Source organism: Escherichia sp. E4742, from assembly GCF_005843885.1.
Taxonomy (GTDB): Bacteria; Pseudomonadota; Gammaproteobacteria; order Enterobacterales; family Enterobacteriaceae; genus Escherichia.
On sequence record NZ_CP040443.1, the window covers coordinates 2448770 to 2467389 of the forward strand.

Annotated in this window: 22 protein-coding genes; 1 reads left to right on the forward strand and 21 read right to left on the reverse strand. The window is 48.1% G+C overall.

What is annotated here, in order from left to right; genetic code table 11:
• Window positions 1–150: 150 nt before the first annotated feature.
• The 20 genes from FEM44_RS11890 to FEM44_RS11990 form a co-directional block, all read right to left on the reverse strand.
• Window positions 151–1293, reverse strand: coding sequence for a lipopolysaccharide N-acetylglucosaminyltransferase (locus FEM44_RS11890; RefSeq protein ID WP_138159002.1), 1143 nt, complete (start codon window positions 1291–1293; stop codon window positions 151–153).
• Window positions 1294–1664: 371 nt separating this feature from the next.
• Window positions 1665–2120 carry a hypothetical protein gene (locus FEM44_RS11895; protein ID WP_135523504.1) on the reverse strand — a complete coding sequence of 152 codons (456 nt, stop codon included), beginning with the start codon at window positions 2118–2120 and terminating at the stop codon, window positions 1665–1667.
• On the reverse strand, window positions 2117–2722 hold the full coding sequence (locus tag FEM44_RS11900) for a DUF4376 domain-containing protein (RefSeq protein ID WP_135523505.1): 606 nt from the start codon (window positions 2720–2722) through the stop codon (window positions 2117–2119). The genes FEM44_RS11895 and FEM44_RS11900 overlap by 4 nt, the downstream gene beginning before the upstream one ends.
• Before the next feature lie 4 nt (window positions 2723–2726).
• Window positions 2727–4280: a phage tail-collar fiber domain-containing protein gene (locus FEM44_RS26025; RefSeq protein ID WP_135523506.1), complete on the reverse strand. Its 1554-nt coding sequence runs from the start codon at window positions 4278–4280 to the stop codon at window positions 2727–2729.
• A 2-nt stretch (window positions 4281–4282) separates the two neighbouring features.
• Entirely contained in the window at window positions 4283–4915 is a 633-nt protein-coding gene (locus FEM44_RS11910) for a phage tail protein I (RefSeq protein ID WP_135523507.1), read from the reverse strand.
• Window positions 4908–6023, reverse strand: coding sequence for a baseplate assembly protein (locus FEM44_RS11915; protein WP_135523508.1), 1116 nt, complete (start codon window positions 6021–6023; stop codon window positions 4908–4910). The genes FEM44_RS11910 and FEM44_RS11915 overlap by 8 nt, the downstream gene beginning before the upstream one ends.
• Entirely contained in the window at window positions 6014–6373 is a 360-nt protein-coding gene (locus tag FEM44_RS11920) for a GPW/gp25 family protein (protein WP_135523509.1), read from the reverse strand. The genes FEM44_RS11915 and FEM44_RS11920 overlap by 10 nt, the downstream gene beginning before the upstream one ends.
• 98 nt (window positions 6374–6471) lie before the next feature.
• Window positions 6472–7173 (reverse strand): phage baseplate assembly protein V, encoded by a 702-nt coding sequence (locus FEM44_RS11925; protein ID WP_135523510.1) that lies wholly within the window; start codon window positions 7171–7173, stop codon window positions 6472–6474.
• A 9-nt stretch (window positions 7174–7182) separates the two neighbouring features.
• Window positions 7183–8223, reverse strand: a complete 1041-nt coding sequence (locus FEM44_RS11930) for a phage late control D family protein (protein WP_135523511.1) — start codon at window positions 8221–8223, stop codon at window positions 7183–7185.
• The gene (locus tag FEM44_RS11935) at window positions 8211–8420 is read right to left on the reverse strand and encodes a tail protein X (protein ID WP_135523512.1); all 210 of its coding nucleotides are present in this window, start codon (window positions 8418–8420) and stop codon (window positions 8211–8213) included. The genes FEM44_RS11930 and FEM44_RS11935 overlap by 13 nt, the downstream gene beginning before the upstream one ends.
• A complete protein-coding gene (locus FEM44_RS11940; RefSeq protein WP_135523513.1) occupies window positions 8420–9373 on the reverse strand; it encodes a phage tail protein in 954 nt (317 codons plus the stop codon). The genes FEM44_RS11935 and FEM44_RS11940 overlap by 1 nt, the downstream gene beginning before the upstream one ends.
• Entirely contained in the window at window positions 9373–11733 is a 2361-nt protein-coding gene (locus FEM44_RS11945; protein ID WP_135523514.1) for a phage tail tape measure protein, read from the reverse strand. Before FEM44_RS11945 ends, FEM44_RS11940 begins: the two co-directional genes overlap by 1 nt.
• A 189-nt stretch (window positions 11734–11922) precedes the next feature.
• The gene (locus FEM44_RS11955) at window positions 11923–12240 is read right to left on the reverse strand and encodes a phage tail assembly protein (RefSeq protein WP_001402753.1); all 318 of its coding nucleotides are present in this window, start codon (window positions 12238–12240) and stop codon (window positions 11923–11925) included.
• Window positions 12241–12289: 49 nt separating this feature from the next.
• Window positions 12290–12814, reverse strand: a complete 525-nt coding sequence (locus FEM44_RS11960) for a phage major tail tube protein (protein WP_000907502.1) — start codon at window positions 12812–12814, stop codon at window positions 12290–12292.
• Entirely contained in the window at window positions 12814–14238 is a 1425-nt protein-coding gene (locus FEM44_RS11965; RefSeq protein ID WP_135523515.1) for a phage tail sheath subtilisin-like domain-containing protein, read from the reverse strand. The genes FEM44_RS11960 and FEM44_RS11965 overlap by 1 nt, the downstream gene beginning before the upstream one ends.
• The gene (locus FEM44_RS11970; protein WP_135523516.1) at window positions 14228–14425 is read right to left on the reverse strand and encodes a hypothetical protein; all 198 of its coding nucleotides are present in this window, start codon (window positions 14423–14425) and stop codon (window positions 14228–14230) included. Before FEM44_RS11970 ends, FEM44_RS11965 begins: the two co-directional genes overlap by 11 nt.
• Window positions 14422–14877 (reverse strand): Gp37 family protein, encoded by a 456-nt coding sequence (locus tag FEM44_RS11975; RefSeq protein WP_135523517.1) that lies wholly within the window; start codon window positions 14875–14877, stop codon window positions 14422–14424. The genes FEM44_RS11970 and FEM44_RS11975 overlap by 4 nt, the downstream gene beginning before the upstream one ends.
• A 146-nt stretch (window positions 14878–15023) precedes the next feature.
• A complete protein-coding gene (locus tag FEM44_RS11980) occupies window positions 15024–15338 on the reverse strand; it encodes a membrane protein (RefSeq protein ID WP_000777272.1) in 315 nt (104 codons plus the stop codon).
• A 12-nt stretch (window positions 15339–15350) separates the two neighbouring features.
• The gene (locus FEM44_RS11985) at window positions 15351–15956 is read right to left on the reverse strand and encodes a lytic transglycosylase domain-containing protein (protein WP_135523518.1); all 606 of its coding nucleotides are present in this window, start codon (window positions 15954–15956) and stop codon (window positions 15351–15353) included.
• 2 nt (window positions 15957–15958) lie between these two features.
• The gene (locus tag FEM44_RS11990) at window positions 15959–16246 is read right to left on the reverse strand and encodes a putative holin (RefSeq protein WP_001402757.1); all 288 of its coding nucleotides are present in this window, start codon (window positions 16244–16246) and stop codon (window positions 15959–15961) included.
• Between the two features lie 537 nt (window positions 16247–16783).
• Here FEM44_RS11990 and FEM44_RS11995 point away from each other — a divergent pair.
• Window positions 16784–17125 (forward strand): Mor transcription activator family protein, encoded by a 342-nt coding sequence (locus FEM44_RS11995; protein ID WP_135523519.1) that lies wholly within the window; start codon window positions 16784–16786, stop codon window positions 17123–17125.
• 61 nt (window positions 17126–17186) lie between these two features.
• On the opposite strand, the gene lysC is transcribed toward FEM44_RS11995, so the two are convergent.
• Window positions 17187–18536 (reverse strand): lysine-sensitive aspartokinase 3, encoded by a 1350-nt coding sequence (lysC, locus tag FEM44_RS12000; protein ID WP_135523520.1) that lies wholly within the window; start codon window positions 18534–18536, stop codon window positions 17187–17189.
• Window positions 18537–18620 lie beyond the last annotated feature (84 nt).

The window sequence follows — 18620 nt, forward strand, 5'->3', positions numbered from 1 at the left end:
CATTTGACAGTTTCTTTTAATTCGTGGCTTCAGATCTGGTTGTGATTTTAGGATAAAAAGTAGTATACCGGGCATAAAGCCCGGTATTGTTTTTTTATCACATCAATAGTATTTCTAAAAATAAAACTAGTCGCTAAAATTTTAATTAGATCAATCAAACCAATTGCTAATTACAGTTTCAAACTTGTGAGTGACTTGCCACCATAAATAATTTTCCATGACAAATTGTTTTCCGTGATGGGCAACACTAAGTAAATCAGGATTGTTAAGTGTTTTTTCTATATCCACAGCAATTGTTTCGGGTGTCATCGGTTCTTGCAGGTGATAGCCAGTATCTTTATCTTTTACAAATTCTATCATTCCACCTCGAGTACTCACCAGTACAGGTTTACCTGCGCTCATAGCTTCTATTGCCACCATACAAAATGGCTCCTGAAATTGAGATGGAATAACAACTAAATCAGCTAAAGAATAATATTGATGCATTTCCTCAGGAGTGACACCTCCTAACATATGGCAGTGTGAACCTGGTTGTTTTGCTAATTCTCGAATTTTCTGTTGGTAAATTCCTTTTTCACCCTTACTTTTGCTCGCATAATCTCCGATAACAACCAGTTCTATATCATCACGGGTTCTGATGAGTAGTTCAAACGCTTGTAGAAGTAACATCAATCCTTTTTCAGGAGATATCCTTCCCGCATAAAATATAATCTTCTTGTCAGGGGGGATGTTCAGATCAGATCTGTTTATTTTGGCATGGTGCTTGTCCGTATTATATGGATCTGTTCCATTTGGAACTATAGCGATATCTGCATCAGGAAGAAGCCTTTGATAATAGTCTTTTAAATAGTTACTGGGGACGAGCATTTTGACATTGACATCCATTCCTTTTGGCTCATAAGCGTTATGCATATGCATCACTATTTTTGCATGAGGTGAACGCTCACGAATCTGGCGATATAATTTCATGCTATTATGCACAACGATTACACTGTTATCCGTAATATTGAAATCGTTAGCGACATTCAAAATTCGTTGAGAATAAGGAAAGGGATCTATACGCGTCAATTTCTGAAATATGCGTTTATAAATTCGACCGAATCCGATGCGATGAATTGAACATCGTTCACTGACAGTGGTGATATCAGAATAACCTTCTTCTTTTATACAAACAATTCTATTCGGTATTCTTGTCATCTTAGCAACCTGATAAATCCAGGTTTCTACAGCAGCGGCGCAACGTGGAGGAATGGAAAAAATTGGCGTAACAGTGAAAATTATTTTATCAACCATGACGTATTATCCTTTCTTTTATTACCTTACTTTTCCAGAGGAGTGAGGCAGTAAACATGTGGTTTCCTCGCATCGTCTATGAGGGTACCCAAAGGACAAACTATATTTGAAGTGATTTATAACGCAATATATTTATGTTTAAAAATCGCTTCTTATTCTTCACGTGAATGTTTTGTTTGGGATAATATTTTTTATAAATACGTTATAGCCTAATTATAAATAGCCAAGCGGAATAGTTCTCCATTTTCGGTCAGCCCTTTCGGGGTAAGGCGCAGAGGCCATTCTCTCTGTCTGACCGTGCTTGCATCGGGGAGGTGTACATATAAGCTATTTAGAGTATATAAGGAACCGGGCATTGTGCCCGGTGTTATTTACGGATGGGATTGCCAGCTACTTACTAAGGCATACAAGTGATTTGGTGAGTATCGCCAGCTATCTTTTAATTGCAGGAATTCAGCACAAAACTCACTGCAAAACAGGCGATCGCGCTGTTCTTTATTGCCGGTGATAATTCCTAAGGCTCCGCGCCAGTCATAGCGTTTGCCATCATGTTTACGGAAAAAAGCTTCCACATCCTGAAGATTGGCCTGGAGCGGTAGCATATCCCACTTGTCTGGAGGTAATGGCATTATCTTTCCCCGAACGCCTCGATCGCGCAGAGATGCGGAGTAACAAAGGTAACTCTTTTCGCCATGTACTACGGCTAATTCACAGTGGGAATAACTACCACGTGTGATTTTGCGTGTAAGCCAGTCAGCCAGTCTCGCAATACCCCGGTGCTCTGTTCGGCCCTTATAACAAGCGAGCCAGACAGTGGTTTTACTCATGGTTGCCAGCCTGTGGAGTAATCGTAGTCGAGCACCGCCTGAATATCGTCCAGAGCTTCCACTGCTGCGATATGGCGCTGGGCGTTGGCGAACAAGCGCATATCGTGATCCATTGTTACCGATTCAAACTGGGCAGCGATTTCGTTGGTTAACTCGATCAGACCGTGGTTTTTGGTCTGCCACATTAAACCTGCCGGGATCTGCTTCGCCAGGCCCATTTTGGTTAACGACATCTGCTGGATACGGCTGTTTGTATCACTGTGGAAGTGATGGTTATTGATGATGATGTAGTCTACCGTTATTTCATCTCGTCGATTTTTTATTTCCTGTGTAACCTGGGTCTTGGTATTCTCTAGTGCAATGGTAAATAACGTTTTGTCATATACCCATTTATCATTCTCTAAGATATAAAAGTTATCCGGAGGTGGTGTGGTGATAATTTTGAATGGGTCAAGACATATCCAGCAGATATTATCCTTTAATTTCCATTGCTCATCATTTACTGGTATTACCGAGTCCAGTAACACAACATTTAATAAAGAATCGTCTATCCAGTCAATAACTTCAAAAGTTACTGGATTGTAATATGCATATTGTGTCATATTTTCACCATGATATTTTTACAAAGCCATCTGAGCCGCGTCCGCCGGAAAAAGATGCTGATGTTTGATTATTTGCTGCACTACCACCAGCACCACCGGCACCATAACCAACGGCATTACCTCCGTTAGAAAGGGCTAAACCAATCCCCCCTAGGCCATATAGTGAATTCATTCCATTCCCACCAGGAGCAGAGTGTTGGTCAACCATGGTATTCCCACTACCGTTTCCACCTGTTCCCCCGTAAGCTACGCTGTCAGCAAATGATGAGTTCCCGCCTTGCATGCCATCTGAGGCATGAACATTCCAAAGAATACCTCCAGTTGATCCCATCTTTGATTCTAATTTTCCCCCTTGACCACCTACACCTCCCGCTCCGACAGTGACAGCGTAATTTGTTCCTGGAATGACTGTGACTATTGATAATTTTGTTTCTCCGCATTGACCGCCAAAACCCTGCGTACTATATGGAAAACCAGAGTTGCCTTTTGCGTATCCACCGCCACCGCCACCGCCTCCGCCACCGAGCATTTCTATAAAAAGTAAGGACACCCCATCAGGAACAGTAAACGTTCCATTGGTGGTAAAGAACTGGATGTGAGAATTCGTTGACCTACTATATGCAGCATTAGCCTTATCTATTGCCGCCTTCACCGCGCTCGGTGTCGCCGCCTCCGTCGTACTGTTGCTATCCGTCGCGTTATTAAGCTTCACAATCCCTTTTTGTGTCAGGGTACCATCCGGAACACCCGTAATCTGTCCCCAGGGATGCGTATGACTACCCGCAGCTTTACTATTCGCCAGGTCATACGCCGCCTTAACCGCGCTCGGTGTTGCCGCCTCTGTCGTGCTGTTGCTATTGGTTGCGTTATTAAGCTTCACAATCCCTTTTTGCGTCAGCGTACTATCTGGTATATCAGTAATCTGACTCCAGGTATGACGATGATTTCGAGCCTCAATCATTGCCGCTTTCACCGCTTTTGGCGTAGCCGCTTTGGTTTCGTCATCACTGTCAGTGGCGTTACTCAACTGTGTAAAGCCTTTTTGCGTTAACGTAGCATCAGGATGATTAGTCGAACGCTCATGTTCATCCAGTTGTGAATCAACATAATCCCGTGTTGCCAGTACAATACTGGGGTCAACGGTGAGTGTTACCGCAGCCGTGTTGGACACTTCCATAATGAGACGAATGCAAACTTGCTTACCGCAGCCGCCGGGTAATAGCGGTTTATACGATTCCGGGAATTTACCGATAGCGATCAATTCACCATCAGTATCATAAACGCCAACTTCACGTACATACCAGCCGCCGATATTTTCGGGCAGCACGAGTTCCGCAATTAACCAGTTAGGGTTATTTGGTGCAACTGTTAATGTATTTAAATCACCGCGCCATACTTCATGGCGTAATTTAGTTTGGCTGACGGTGGGTTCATAATATTGTCCTCCGCTGTCGCCAACAGCCATTTTTTGTAGATGAAGCTGTTTTTTATCCGCCAGAGCATTGGCAATTTTTGCCATTCCCCTGTCGGTGAGTAGAGTATAAAACTCATTATCCATAATTACTCCGGGTAAATAGATGTAATTTCAAGGCTCCATTGCCCTGTTCCGTAATAAATCGATGTGTTGTGCTGTACTTCCCGTATCTGGAAAGGTAAAACCGTCGTCAGTTCACCACCATAAAGTGCACAGCCAATAACAGGAATAGCACTTTGGTTAATGATCCAGACGATTAATGCTTCCAGTTTTGAACGTGTGTTTTTATATTCATGAATGAGTTCTACCAAATCATTGAAAAGGTTTTCATCCATACCTTTATCCACCAGCTCTATATCCACCTTAAAAAAATAAGCCCTTCCCCCATATTCAAACCATTCTGAAATAGTTCCGGGTAATGAGAGTATTTCCAGCACCCGCCGCACCGCCCAAATTGTTCCTTTATATTTATGCAGTTCAATGGCTTGTTTAATTAACTCGCGTTTCTCCCGCTCATCGGTGGTAAATAACCAACCTTCCAGCCCCTGAACGTGAAATTGTTCTGCAAGGGCTGGTAATGCCGAAGCATCAACCAGGTCGACCAGATAAACCATCAACGCCGTCAGATCGAGTTGGGCAAAACGCTCGGCGGCGATGTTTGCCAGAATGGAAAAACGCTCATCGCTGGCAAGCGGCGGCGGTGGCAGCAATTTATCCATCGCTGACTCCGGCAATCGTGACGTCTATTGCGGTGCATTCCGCCCACTCATGCGCCTGCAAAATACGTTTTGTAGGCATATTCAGCGCAACGTCATAGACGCCATCGACCTGTAACACTTTGATTATCTGGTTTGGCACAATGTCCTGCCCCAGATGTTTCTGCCGCTGTTGCGTCCAGAGGCTAATCGCTTTACGCGCCGCAGCCAGCGTTGTCTCCTGATCGGCGGTGGTAAACAGCATTAGCTGCGCACGGATCTCATACGGCACTCGAAGAGCGCATTTCGCACTCACTTTGTCGGTCAGCGGACGTTTTTTCTCCTTGCTAACCTCCTGTTCAATTTGCGCGAGCAGTTCCACTCCCGGCAGACCATTCAGCGTTAGCGGGTAGATCTCCACGCAGCCTTCTGGCAATCCCTCGTCCGGCCCCAGTACTGAAACGTCAATAATCGACTGGCTAACAGAAAGCGTATGGAAGCGGTATGCGCCATAGCTGCCCGCATTACTAAAGCTTTCTGGTGCCAGTTGGATACGCTGGCGCAATGCGTCATCGCTCTCTTCACCGCAGCCGCCCGTTGACGCAGTCAGGTTGGTTACGTTGATGTCATAATGACCAATCCTGTCGACCAGTGCGCTAATTTGTGCAGGCTGCCAGCCGTTACCCTGTTCACCTGCTGCGAGGCTGGTGGCAGGAACGGCGATATGCAAACTCCTGGCCGGAAGCAGAACATCTTCATCGGTGGCGAACATCACGCTATCAGAGGCACTGGCCCGCGTCCCCTGGGGAATCAGGATATTGCTGGTATACGCACTGACGACCGAAAACTGCAACGTCGTTTTTGCCGGTTGTGCAGGCAAACGGTGAACGCCCACCAGCTCCCCTAAATAATCCAGCATTGGCGCGCGGGAATACGCGACCAGGTTTTGTTTCGCCGCTTCCTGAATGGCGATGCGTACAAGGTTTTCACGATAGGCAAACAGGTCGATGAGCAACCGCTCAGCCTGTGCAGGATAGAGTTTTTTACCGCTGGCATCTTCGTATTGCGCAATCATCTCACTGGTAATTTGCGCTGGATCGCGGTCAATAAAATTGGGTTCGGCTATCGCCATAACACCTCCGTTGAGTTGATTACGCCGTCAGCGGCGCGCCATTGCACACGTAACGTCAGATGTTCACCGTCGATTACAGGTGTCACCTTCAGCAACCGACAGCGCGGTTCCCACTGGCGAATGGCTTCCACCGACTCCCGTACCACATGCGGGATTGCCCGCTCGATGGGGTAATCGATGTAGTGCCACAAATTGCTGCCAAACAGCGGTCTGTGGGGATCACTGCCGCGCGGTGTACGCAGAATGATGTGTATTGCCTGGTGAATATCATCCAGTCCGCAGACGTATTTTTCAGGCCGCTGCAAGGCCGGTTGCCAGTGCAGCGTTGAGGGTCGTGTTTTTGTGTTCATGAGGGTATTTTCGCCCTGAACGGGCTGCGGGGATATTAAAGCGATTTAGAAAACTGATTGATTAAAAAGAGAAAACCCGCCATCAGGCGGGTTAAACGTCAGTGTGAATGGTGGTTGGAGTTGCCACCGCTGTCCTGCAATGCGCCGCTGGCCTGAACGTTGCCGATCACGTTGACATTGCCAGTTATTGTGGCGGCGTTACCGATGCCTCCACTTCCTGCCATCCCGCCAAGCCAGGTGAGTTTTTTCATTACCGTCACGTTACCAGTAAAGGTGCTCATGGGCGCATCTACCGTCACTGCTGCCGCTTTAACATCGACCTTAGTGGCGTCGATGCTGACATCGGTCGCTTTAACATCGACAGTATCGGAAGTCACGATGACCTGTTGGGCTTTAATCTCAACGTTGGGCGATGTCAGGCTGGTACGGTCGATAACCTCAATCACGATTTTCTCGATACCGCCGTTAATCGTCAGCTGGTGCGTGCTGCGGTCATATTCAAACGCTGCGCCATCAGAAAACTGGACGTAACGTTTATCGCGCGAGGCCACAGGCGCGGTGTCAACCGTAGAATAAACTGCGCCCAGCACCACGCCATCTTCACCGTTATTGTCCAGCAGAACTTCCACTTGCTCGCCCATATCCGGTAGCCAGTAGTCTTTATTGTCCTGGGAATTGCGTTGAAGTACCGCAAGCCAGTTGCTCTTCAGATTGTCACACTCCGGAAGCGTGACTCGCACCCGAACGCTGGTTTCGTCAATATCGCTGATAATCCCCGTTTGCCGGGTTACTCCTTTCATATTTCCTCCTTACTGGCTGGTCGCTGGCCCGCGCGACACGTCGATTTCAGTGGTATAGCCGCTGCGCACAAAACTGTGAGTCGATTTATCAATCAGCCACTGACCGGAAAGCACGCCAAAATCGGTCAGTTCAATTTTATTGCCCGCCGTCAGATCCGGGCAGCCCATCATTGTGAGCGTTCCGGTTTGCTGATATTCGTTGTGGCTGTCGAGTGCAGCGTTGGCCTTTGCCTGTGCTGCGCCAACGTCCGTCGCCCGACTGTTCAGTTTTAGCGTGTCGGCACTGGTGCCGACTCCACGGGCAGACGGTTTTTGCTGGCTGTCGTGAGTGTAGATAACCAGTTCTTTTTTCTTACTATTTTGATGCTGTACGGTGGCGTTTTTGTAGATACGGTTAATGGTATCTTTGAAGGTGAAATGCGAAACGTCTTTGCGGTTGATCTTTTTAACCGACGCCAGGCAGCGCAGCGTGGGTAAATGCGAAAAAATCAGCTCTTTGGTGCTCACCTTTACTGCATAGCCATATTCGCAGGCCAGGCGCTTGAGAAATCCAACATCGGTTTCGCCGTACTGTGTCACCCGGTCAATCGTCAGCGGCTCGATTTTGCCCACCAGCTTTAGGCCGTGAGTTTGTGCGATACGGCTGGCGATAGCCGAAAGCGTCGTTTCTTCAAAACCCTGGCTGTTACGGGTGCGCAGCGCCTGATTGACGGAAGTGGCGATGCCATCAATATTTACCGTAGAAGGTGGCGCTGAAATGTCGATTTTATCAATAATATACTGACCACAATCGAGCAGCTTTTCCCCCTGATAACCCATATGCAGCGCCAGCGTATCGCCTTTGCCGGGATACCACTCTTTTATCCAGCGTCCATCAGTGTCATCCAGTGTAATTGCGATGGTATCTGACTCGTTTTTGATGCTGTCGTGGTAACTGATGCTGGTGACATAGGGTGTGATGTCATAAGTGATATCTTTATGCCCATACCAGAGGGTAAAAATGGGCGTGAGTGTGGCAAAGACGCCACCAGTTACGCTTATCTCAGCCATGGTGGGATCTCCGATAAGGTTTTATTGACGGAAATGACCGGAATAATGAGCTGAATACCGGAAGGCAGCACCGGGTAAATGGCGACATGTGGATTGGCGGCGATTATGCGTTCATAAGCCAGCGCATCACCGTAGTAATGCCATGCCAGATTATCCCAGCGTTCGCTGTCGGTGGTGATATGTTCAAGGTATCGCATCACCAGCTCCTCGTAATGGTCGCGGCAGCAAACTGGCTCACTGTGGGAGTGGTTTGTTGTACCGTTGTTCGTGCCTGATCAACCAACGTTGCGGCTTTATCGAACGTCGCTTGGGCGATGCCGCTGGTAATGTCGTCGAAAAGCGCCTGAGCATGGTCAACCAGCGTACTGGCGTCATTGGCGCAGTCCCGGATACCTGGCATGTTACCCAGTAAAGCTTTAATCTGCGCCGACAACGCTTTTGGGAGTCCTGCCAGCGTTTGCAGATCCGTTGGCTGTTTAAACAGGGTTTCGATGGCGTCGATTGTCTTTTTCAATGACGTAATTATCTTTTCACACTTTTCTTTTAACGCTTTGGCCTCTTTAATCATTGCTTTCACTTTTGCCACCGTTTTTTTAATATCTTCAATGGCTTGTGTCAGTTCATCCAGCATCTCTTTGGCCTTACGCATACCTTCTTCAATGGCGTTTAATATCTGATCAAACCAGGACTCCACCATGTCGGGAAAATTGCTCGCCTTTTCCTCAATGTTAGGCTCCTGGGTGGTAATCGCCGGAGGTAAAAGTGGATTTTTAGGATCGCCGGTGTACTCCTGGAGCGACATCGTTCCGTTTTGGGCAATCACATTGCCCCAGGGATCGGTGTGCTGGTGGGTGGCGGTTAGCTCTGTAATTACAAACCAGCCGCGATAATCGCCATTGCCAAATACCAGTGCCATCGCCTTGTGAGCAAGCATGGCTTCACGCAGTCGATTCAGCTCTGTTGTGGGCTGGCAAAACTGGCTGTGCAGGGAAAATTCCAGCGCCAGTATATCCAGCTTATCGCCAATAAACTGCACGCCGGGCTTGCCTTCTATACGGGCATGTGTGGCGTAATCCACGCCCATTGTGCTTTTAAAGCCGTCCCAGAATGTGACAACCTTAAATTCAATCTCTCCTAAAACGGCATACATCAGGCATACCCCCGGCGCTGTTGTTGCGCCATTACGTCGTTAATTATTCTTTCCAGTTCGCGTTTACTCATCGTCAACACGTTCTGAATCTCTTTAGTATTGTTTGGTCCGTTACCCTGCACGGTAATCTGTGGCGAAAAAGTCACCTGGACTTTTCCAGGGGAACGGGAGGGTAGCGTCGCCGGTTTGGTTACGGATTTATCTGGTAAAGAGGTCGACGCGAGTTTTGCGGCAGGCACTGATGACGGCGTTGTCGTTTTGCTGGATGGCGCGAGTTGTTTCCCCACTGGAGGCGTTAAAATCGCACCGGCAACGCCTGGAACAACGGTCGCGGGGGAGACTGAGGCAGAATTAGTGGTGCCTGTAGCAGCCGCAGCCGATCCTTCTGTGCTGATACCCATTGTGGATTTTAGCCAGTCTGGTATGGCGTTTTTGACCTGGTCAATAATGCCTTTCAGAGCGGGAAAAGCATTCATTATGCCGTCAGCCAGGCTACCCAGTATATTGCTGCCGAACTCGCTAAAACTCGCAGGCATCTCAACACCAAACCAATTCATCACTCCGGCAAAGGCGCTGTAGAACAGCCCCAGTGGCGACCAGTCGCAAATCAAACGGCTAATACCAGCAATACCGCCATTAAAGGCCGTTGTGATACGCAGCCAGATGGCGGAAAAGAACCTGGAGATAGGTTCCCAGTTGCGATAAATCAGATAAGCAGCGCCCGCAATCGCAGTGATGACCAGACCAATGGGATTCATCAATAACACCCGGCCTAGCGAGAGAACGGTTCGACCAACCAGTTTCAATGCTCCGAGCAGGCTACGACCAAGCAGTTGCGTTAGCCATTTTGCGCCGCCACCCAATGACTTAACCGCCGATAACACCTTACTCGCTGCGCCGCCGAGCGCCAGACTTGCCCTGACTTTCAGGAAGATATCGACCAGACGAATTAACGGCGAGGCGATGAAGTTCGCGCCCAGCTTTAAAACATTCAGCGCGCCGTTAAACAGCCAAATCGCCCCGACGATTTTCGCAATGTTTTGCACCAGCGCCGGGTGTTCACGTAGCCATGCGCTGAACTGGCGAACAACCGGAGTAAGGCTTTGCGCCAGCTCGCCAATCAGCGGCATTAATTGCAAGCCAATGCTGAGCCATAAATCATTTAACGCCAGCTGTAACGCTTTAGTTTGTTCAATGGGCGAGGCCATCTGCGCAGAAAAGTCAGCGTCAATCAGATTCTTACTGCTGGCTTGCATGGCAGAGGCTTTTAACTGGCGATATTCCTCCATATTCGCCAGCACAGGTGCCAGGAATTCCACTGTTTGCGCATCGCCGAACATTTCGCCCAGATTAAACTGCGTCACCATCGATTGCAGCGCAGTGCTGCGAGCAGATAAATCTTCAATCTTCATGGTGCGTTTGAAGGTGTCGAGGATCGCCGGATTCATCTTCTCAAGCTGCATTTGCACGATATGAGTCATGGCTTCGCTAACACCCATACCGTTTTGCTGATGCTCAAGCAGAGAACCTTGCAGATCAACGCCCTGGCTGGCGAACCAGTTATCGGTTTTTTTCGAAAAGGTGGTTTGCAGAAAGTGGTCGAAATTCTCCGCCGCCGCACTGGCACTGGCCCCGTTTTTTATGGCGATCTGCATGGTGGCGGTCAGTTCAGCCATACCTTCCAGACCCTGAGCGCCGATTTTACCTGCAAATTTCTCTATCCACTGCGTTTGTTCGGCAACGGCAGGCCCACCGCTTTTGCTAATGCCATACATCATGTTTTGCGCGGCGTGGAAATTTTCTGGGGCAATATTCAGTCGATCATGAGTCGCGAGCGCGGCATTCGCCCACGTTTCAGCACTTTCGCGCGTGGCGGTGGCAGCTTTGGCGATCTCCGGCATATAACGGTTGAGATCCTGCATCGACGACAAATTGCCTTCGATCAGCGTTTGGGCTGCGTTCTGTAAGGTGGTCTGCTGCTGGTTAAAATCCATGCTCCAGCCGCGCAGATTAAGGCTGAGCGTCTCGCGGGTTGTAGCATTCATCCCACCTTTGGTCGCCATATTGACCATGTTGTCCTGGAACTCATATGGCAACTTCCAGTCGGGGGCTTCAACATTGAATACCTTGCTAAATTGCCCGGCAAATGTTTGGGTTTTCTCCATTAGATCAGCGCGGTTCCGGCTATTTTCCTCCAGGCGGAGAGCAGAATCGGCAAGTTGCTGCGTTAGTTTGATTACTGTCGCTTGCTGAGAAGAGAGAGCTAACAAAGTTCTGGCGTTGAGTGAGCCGTAACGGGCTATTGCCTGCGTCAACGTCTCATTACGCGCCTGAAGCTGGGTAATAATATCGTTGGCCAAAATTGTTTCTCTTTAATTATTGATAATGGCCCACTGGTTATTTTTCTAAAAAAGGGGCTGGGAAGAAATAAACCTGGCGGGCTTTGAAGAACTCGCAGACATCAGGTCTGCGAGCCATATTCGATCTTTATTTGGTCGCTGGCTTCATCCAGCCAGTTGCTAAAGTCATCTATGGTGAGCGCGTCTATCTCACTGGGTGGAAAGCGAAACCATCTCGCCAGTAGCGCCATTGCCTGCCATAGCTGGGGAGGATTCTGTAACCACGGTAAGCATGGATTGAAATCGTTTCTGCAATGCCTGGTAATCCAGCAAATCCATTTCAGCTAAATCTTCTGGCACCAGTCCGGTCATCGCCGCCATTAGCGGTTCATCCCACTCTTCGGGTTTTTCGCTGATCCGGCGCGCGTTGCGCATATCTTTTACTTTCAGGCGACGTAATTGCAGCGAGTCGATAGTATTTCCTGCTGCCGACGTAAATGGGAACTGTAAGATATAATGCTCTTTCATTTTGTATCCTTATTTATGTTGCGAAGTTCGGGGCCGTAGCCCCGAATAATTAGCCACCGATGTTATTGCGATAGGTACTTAATTGATCCACGCCGTTAACCCGAAAAATATTCGCCATATAATCAAGTTCAAGCAGCGTTTCACCATCGACCACTTGCTTAATATAAGTACAGCCAAAGGCGCTGCTGAATTCCGGGTTTTCATTCTGTTTAAATGTGCCCAGTGGATTCTTTTTAAACATCACGGTTAAATGTGTCACTAACGCTAATTGATTCGCTTTCCCCTGGGAGTTATAGCAATCAATACTGGAGCGGCACTGTAATGCTACCGCCTGCCACGGGTTTGCCGTTTTACGCATTACGTCCTGATAAAAGGAGTTCCATTTAATTTCCCCCTCCAGTTTATCGAAACCAGCCGGGAGTTCGATTTTGCCGACCATACCCAGTGCCTTATGCTCTTGCATAATTAAACTGACATCAGGCAATTTAATTTCGGTTGCACGACCTAAAAGGTTATTACCATCGAGATAAATATTGGCGTTGGTAATACGGTTAATTTGAATTTTTCCAGCCATTAGCTATTGCTCTCCAGAGAGACTAAATATTCAGAAGTAATTTCAGTTTCAAACGTCAGACGTTCCAGCGGCGGCGGCGGGGTGAATTTATAGCTCAGCAATAAATGACCGGCGCTGAGTTCAGCCGGTGAATTTCGTGCCGGATCGTACCAGCACTCAAAGCCAAGCAGTGCGCCGTCGGCAATTAGTTTTCGGCCCCAGGTATTTACCGATTCGGTCAGTGCGTCAATAATTGCCTGATTAATAGGCATATCAATATACTGCTGACTGAAATAACGGATTGACTCATTGATTACATCGCCTGTCCGGCGGACGTTTTCAAAGTTACGCATATGGGTCACGGTAGGCCATGCCGCTGTGCGGTTACCCCACAAGCGCAGACCAGAACCGTAACTATTGAAAATAGTGGTAATGCCGTTTTCGTTGAGCTGATTCACTTCGCTTTGTGGATCATCAATCATTGCGGAAAGCGAACGTTCAATACCGGTAATACCCTGAATTTCCTGGTTTGAGTTGCTCCACCAGAAACCTTTTTCGAGGTCTACTTTGGCACGTAGCCCGGCAGCGCGCGAAGAGAGTGGTTCGAGAACTTCCTGGTTAGTGATGCCATCGTAAACTTTGACGTGTGGGTAACATAAACGCACACGATCAGAGCTGGTATTGAAGTTGATAGCCCCTTGCGAACCGCGTCCAGCCAATACCTGCTGGAATGTCGTCCCAATCGGAGCATCAATGTAGGTAATCGCACCGAGTTTTTCCGCTTGTGCAATCAGCTCAGTAGTTACTGATTTTTGCGTACAAAACACGGGAGCAAGCAGGATTTTGGCGTAGAAACCGTACAGGTTATAGGTGTCCTGAAGGAGTTTCATCCCCGTGCGGTCGCCTGCGGTATTTAGGGCACCGATAATATCGGCTGCGGTGACCTTTGTAGGGTCGCACCAGGAATAATAGGCGCAAACTTTCGCTCCAGGAGGAATGTCGGCTCCTTTACGAGTGATTATGCCTGTTTGTTCATCTACGCTAAATGCTGTGGTGTTAAAGGTTGATGAATTTGATGAAGAGGGCTTTAGTACCACGTTACGCACATTGCGGTGAGCGAGCTTCGCCTGGTTGTTAGCATCAAAAGTGATACTCTCATTGCTGATGCTGGAGCTATGTTTTGCCGGATCCAGCACGTTAATCACCACCACCGTACCGGCACCGTGGTCATAAATCGCCTTCAGTGCCTGTGGGATCGTAAAGTTAGCCAGAGTCGAGCCAAACTGCGCAGCATCGCTTTCAGAAAGACATAATGTTGGTTTATTTACCGGACCACAGGGGGCCGTACCGATTAAAGCGATGACGGCGGATTTTACCGCTTTAACCGGACGAGGGCCGGTTTCAATTTCAATGGTTTCTACACCGTGCAGGTAATTAGCTGCCATGTACAATTTCCTCTACGTTATTTTGTTCTTCCTGAGTGATGACAGGAGTCAGATGATTGCGGGCAATCATGGTTATGACCCACTCGTTGTCTTCTGGCAGATCAATTTCACTGTTCGGCCACAATAAGATTTCTTGTCCGTCGGCAAGGGTGACGCCGCTTGCCGGGCCGTTGTAGATGTATTTCATTCAGTTTCCTCGTAATTAACTTCCGTAAGCAGGGGAAGATCCGTGCTTTCCTGTTCAGCGATAAACAGCGAGCTGGTCGCCATTTCCAGGATGTAGCGGCAGAAACCGCCGCTCTCACCCGTATTAATTTCTTTTTCAAGCCAAAGCAGACGATCGCAATCAGGAAGCTGAAGGCCACCCAATGCTCTGCGTATGCGATCAAGAGCGTTTAACGCGTCACAATTTTTGCCAACAATAACGGTGGCGGTTAAGCGGAGTATTTGCTGTTGCACGATGGCATCACTGCTTTCGGGCGTGGCAAAGAAAGAACCGCTATAATTAATAATCACTGCAACTTGCTGTGTCTGTGGAATATATTTCTGGGCATCCGTAGCTGAAATAAATACGTCCATTTCGGGGTTGTGTTCACGTAATCTGGTCACAACAGAATTCATTACAGATAAAATTTCCATATGGGTTGTACCTTAATTACCGCTCACTTCGTTATCGTTGAAATATATTCTGAAGCAGTGAAGGTGAAGAATCTTTTAATGTAATTTAGAGAAAAAATTGAATGGCTATAAAAAATCCCCACACTTACGTAAAGGTGGGGATGTATTTAATAGCTGCCACGTTGTAACAGCTCGATTTTGCTATATAAGGCATCCAGCTTTGCTTCTAATACTGCTTGCCCACGAAGATAATCTTCTCTGCGGACATAATGCAGCGGAAGCTCGGCACGAAATTCAAGAAACTCTCTTTCCAGTTTCGACCAACTTGTTTCTGATTCCCTGCGGGCATTTTCCAGAGACTCAAAACGCTCATTAAGTCGTTTTTCAATTTGCGCTAACAGCAGTTTTCCGGCAGCAAACATTAATCCAACGAAGGAAAGCATAAGGGAGATCACTTCCCAAAAATCGATACTGAGTTTCATCGGCCCCTCTGATTAGTGAAGACAGCTTGCCTGTCCCCAGAGTAAATAGCGGGCGGCGTGTAGATAGAGGATCATCTTTGGATAGCGACGATTTTCTCGCCAGTTAGCAGCGCTGCGCCCGGCGTTGACTCGCTCGACATGACCAAACCAGCTAGTGGCATCTAACCCTTTGGATGCAGCTAGTTTTTTATCCCGGTTAACCCACCCCTGACCGCCGTTATAGGCGCTTAGGGTAAACGCCATACGCTGACAGTCATTTTTCGCAGAGATGTTTTTCCACAAATGCTGGTCATATTGCACCAGCGCGCGAATCGCCCAGGTTGGGTTATACGGTTTGTTTTCACGCAATTGTGGATACAACTGGCTTATCCATGTCGCTGTAGCAGGCATAAATTGCGCCATACCTTGTGCGCCAACGGGGGAACGTACCATTGGCTGCCAGGCGGACTCCAGGTGTAATTGCCCGGCAAAGTCGGCCACTGGGGCATTCAGCCCCCAGACTTCTCGAGCGGTACGAATTAGTTCGTTTCGCCATGCCAGAGAGGCTCGCGGCGGTTCAGAGGCGTTAAGCGGGAAAAGAACGAAAATAATCATAGACGCGATATATTTCAGCCACATCACTATAGCCCTAAGGCGACGGAAAGACAGACGGCGGCAACGATGATGGCGCGGCGAATCATTGCCGCCGCGCAGCAACGCGGTTCCTTCCAGGGGCTAAAAGAGTCAGGCCGTGCCCAGGGGAACAAACTGCGATCGAGCCAGTATCCCAGCACCGCGGAAAGCGAAACCAGGCTTAGTTTATAAATGACGACCGGGATCTGTGCTGAAGAGGTCCAGCCGATCACGACAAACAGCGCGACGGAAGCGACCAGCCAGCCGGAAAGCCGGGGAAAAGTGACTTTTTTCATACGATATCTCCTGATAAGTGAGCGTTTAGTGTCGTCAGAACCCTCCAGTGAAGAATGAAAAAAGCTTTAATAAATAAGTTTAAAAAATAGATTCTCTATAAATGAACAAGCCCGCTAATAAATCGACTCATCAATTAAAGAGCAAAAGGTGACCTGGCGAATAAGCGCGTCATTATGCAGGGGAAAGATGATGGTGGATCGTAGGAATAGTCTATAGTTATTTGATTTTTAAAGTTTGTTTAAGAAAGTCAGCTACTGTGAGGGAAACGATCTTTTAACACTACAGGTAAAAATAATACTGTATACGTATACAGTATAGTGTAAAATGATACTCCTGTTGACAAGAAACATAATGCAAACAATATATTTATTTCGTGAATTTATGGCGTTCATTAATACTAAAAATTTATATTTTGGGTGATTATTTATTTGTTTGTTGAATGTATTGAGTAGCAGTAATGACAACTGCTTAGCGTATATCCGTGGTTTTACACGCATCGGGTCTTATTCAGGATGCAAGATATATGGAGATGAAAAATGATACGAAAATCAAAAGAGATGGCCCGGACACCGGAGATTATTAACGACCTGGCTTTTCATGCATCGCAAGTTCTGATTGAAAGCATCATTCTCGACAGTTCATCGGCAGAAAATGTGGGTTTTGCCATTGCCGACCGAATGATGCGTAACTGGGGCGGACAAAGCATCTATTTCCCTAAGGGGATCTCCGGACGAGCATCGGAGCGTGACTACCAAATCTATAGCGAGTGCGATGGGCGCAACTACGCTGAATTAGCGAAGAAATATAATCTGACGCTGCAATGGATTTATAAGATAGTCAAACGTGTACATACGGAGAAGCAGCAGAGTCGTATGTAGTGGTGATTGCACCGGCATGGCGAGTAGCGATATGGGGTCGCAACTCGCCTGTACTGGTCGTTTACTCAAACAAATTAAAATGCAGTTTCTGCACTACCTGTTCCGCATCTTCGCCCGGCACCAGGAAGCACAGGTTATGACTGGAAGCGCCGTAGCAAATCATGCGAATGTTGAACGGTTCAAGTACGCCAAACACCTCTTTGCCAACACCACAGGCTTTTGACAGGTCGTTACCAATCAGAGCCACCAGCGCCAGGCCTTCTTCCACTTCTACCCGACACAGCGCTGAAAGCTCCATCAGCAGCGATTGTGTCAGCAACGTATCTCCAGTTGACGTTGAACCGGTAGTGTCGAGGGTCAGCGCCACGCTTACCTCCGACGTAGTAATTAAATCCACCGAAATATTATGCCGTGCGAGAATGCCGAAAACTTCCGCGAGGAAGCCGCGAGAATGCAGCATATTCAGGCTATGCAGGGTTAACAGCGTTTGTTTGCGACGCAGAGCCAGCGCACGGAACAACGGCGGATTTTCGGTTTTATTACACACCAAAGTACCGCCAGCACGCGGATCTTTACTTGAACCGACAAACACCGGGATATCGCTGCGAACAGCAGGCAGTAAGGTTGCTGGATGAAGTACTTTGGCGCCAAAGGTTGCCATCTCAGCCGCTTCTTCAAAGGCGATTTCATCAATTCGTTTGGCATCAGGCACGACGCGCGGGTCGGTAGTATAAATCCCCGGCACATCTGTCCAGATATCGACGCGAGCAGCGTTTAACGCTTCTGCCAATAGTGCCGCCGTGTAGTCACTACCGCCGCGACCAAGCGTTGTGGTGCGCCCTTTACTTTCACTGCCAATAAAGCCCTGGGTGATGACTAAACCTTCGCTGAGACGTGGGGTTAGTTGCAGCGCAGACAGTTCCGCCAGTGCAGCAATATCTGGCTCCGCGCGGCCAAAGCGATCGTTTGTGCGCATCACTTTACGCACATCAAACCACTGGGCCTGAACATTGCGCTCACGCAGAATCTCCACAAACAGTAGGGTAGACATCAGTTCGCCGTGGCTGACCAGTTCATCAGTTAGCGCTGGAGAGGTTGCCAGTGCAGCAGCTTCGGCCAGAACGGTAATGTTCTCCAGCAAACGTTCAATCTCTTCACGGATGACGTTCGGGTAACGCAGGCGCTCCAGAATGGCGAACTGAATATTGCGAATGGCATCGAGTTTTTCGAAACGCTCAACCGGTTCCAGACCTTCAGCCAGTGCAACCAACAGATTGGTAATGCCCGCAGAAGCAGAAAGCACAACTAAACGCACATTCACATCAGAAAGCACAATGTCGGCGCTGCGGTTCATGGCGTCGAAATCAGCCACGCTAGTACCACCAAATTTGGAGACAACAATATCGGGCATAACAACCTCGTGTCAGGGAATGAAAGAAGCGACCTTGGCACAAAGGCAAAACAGAAACCGGTGCAGGCGCAGACCGTATTTATA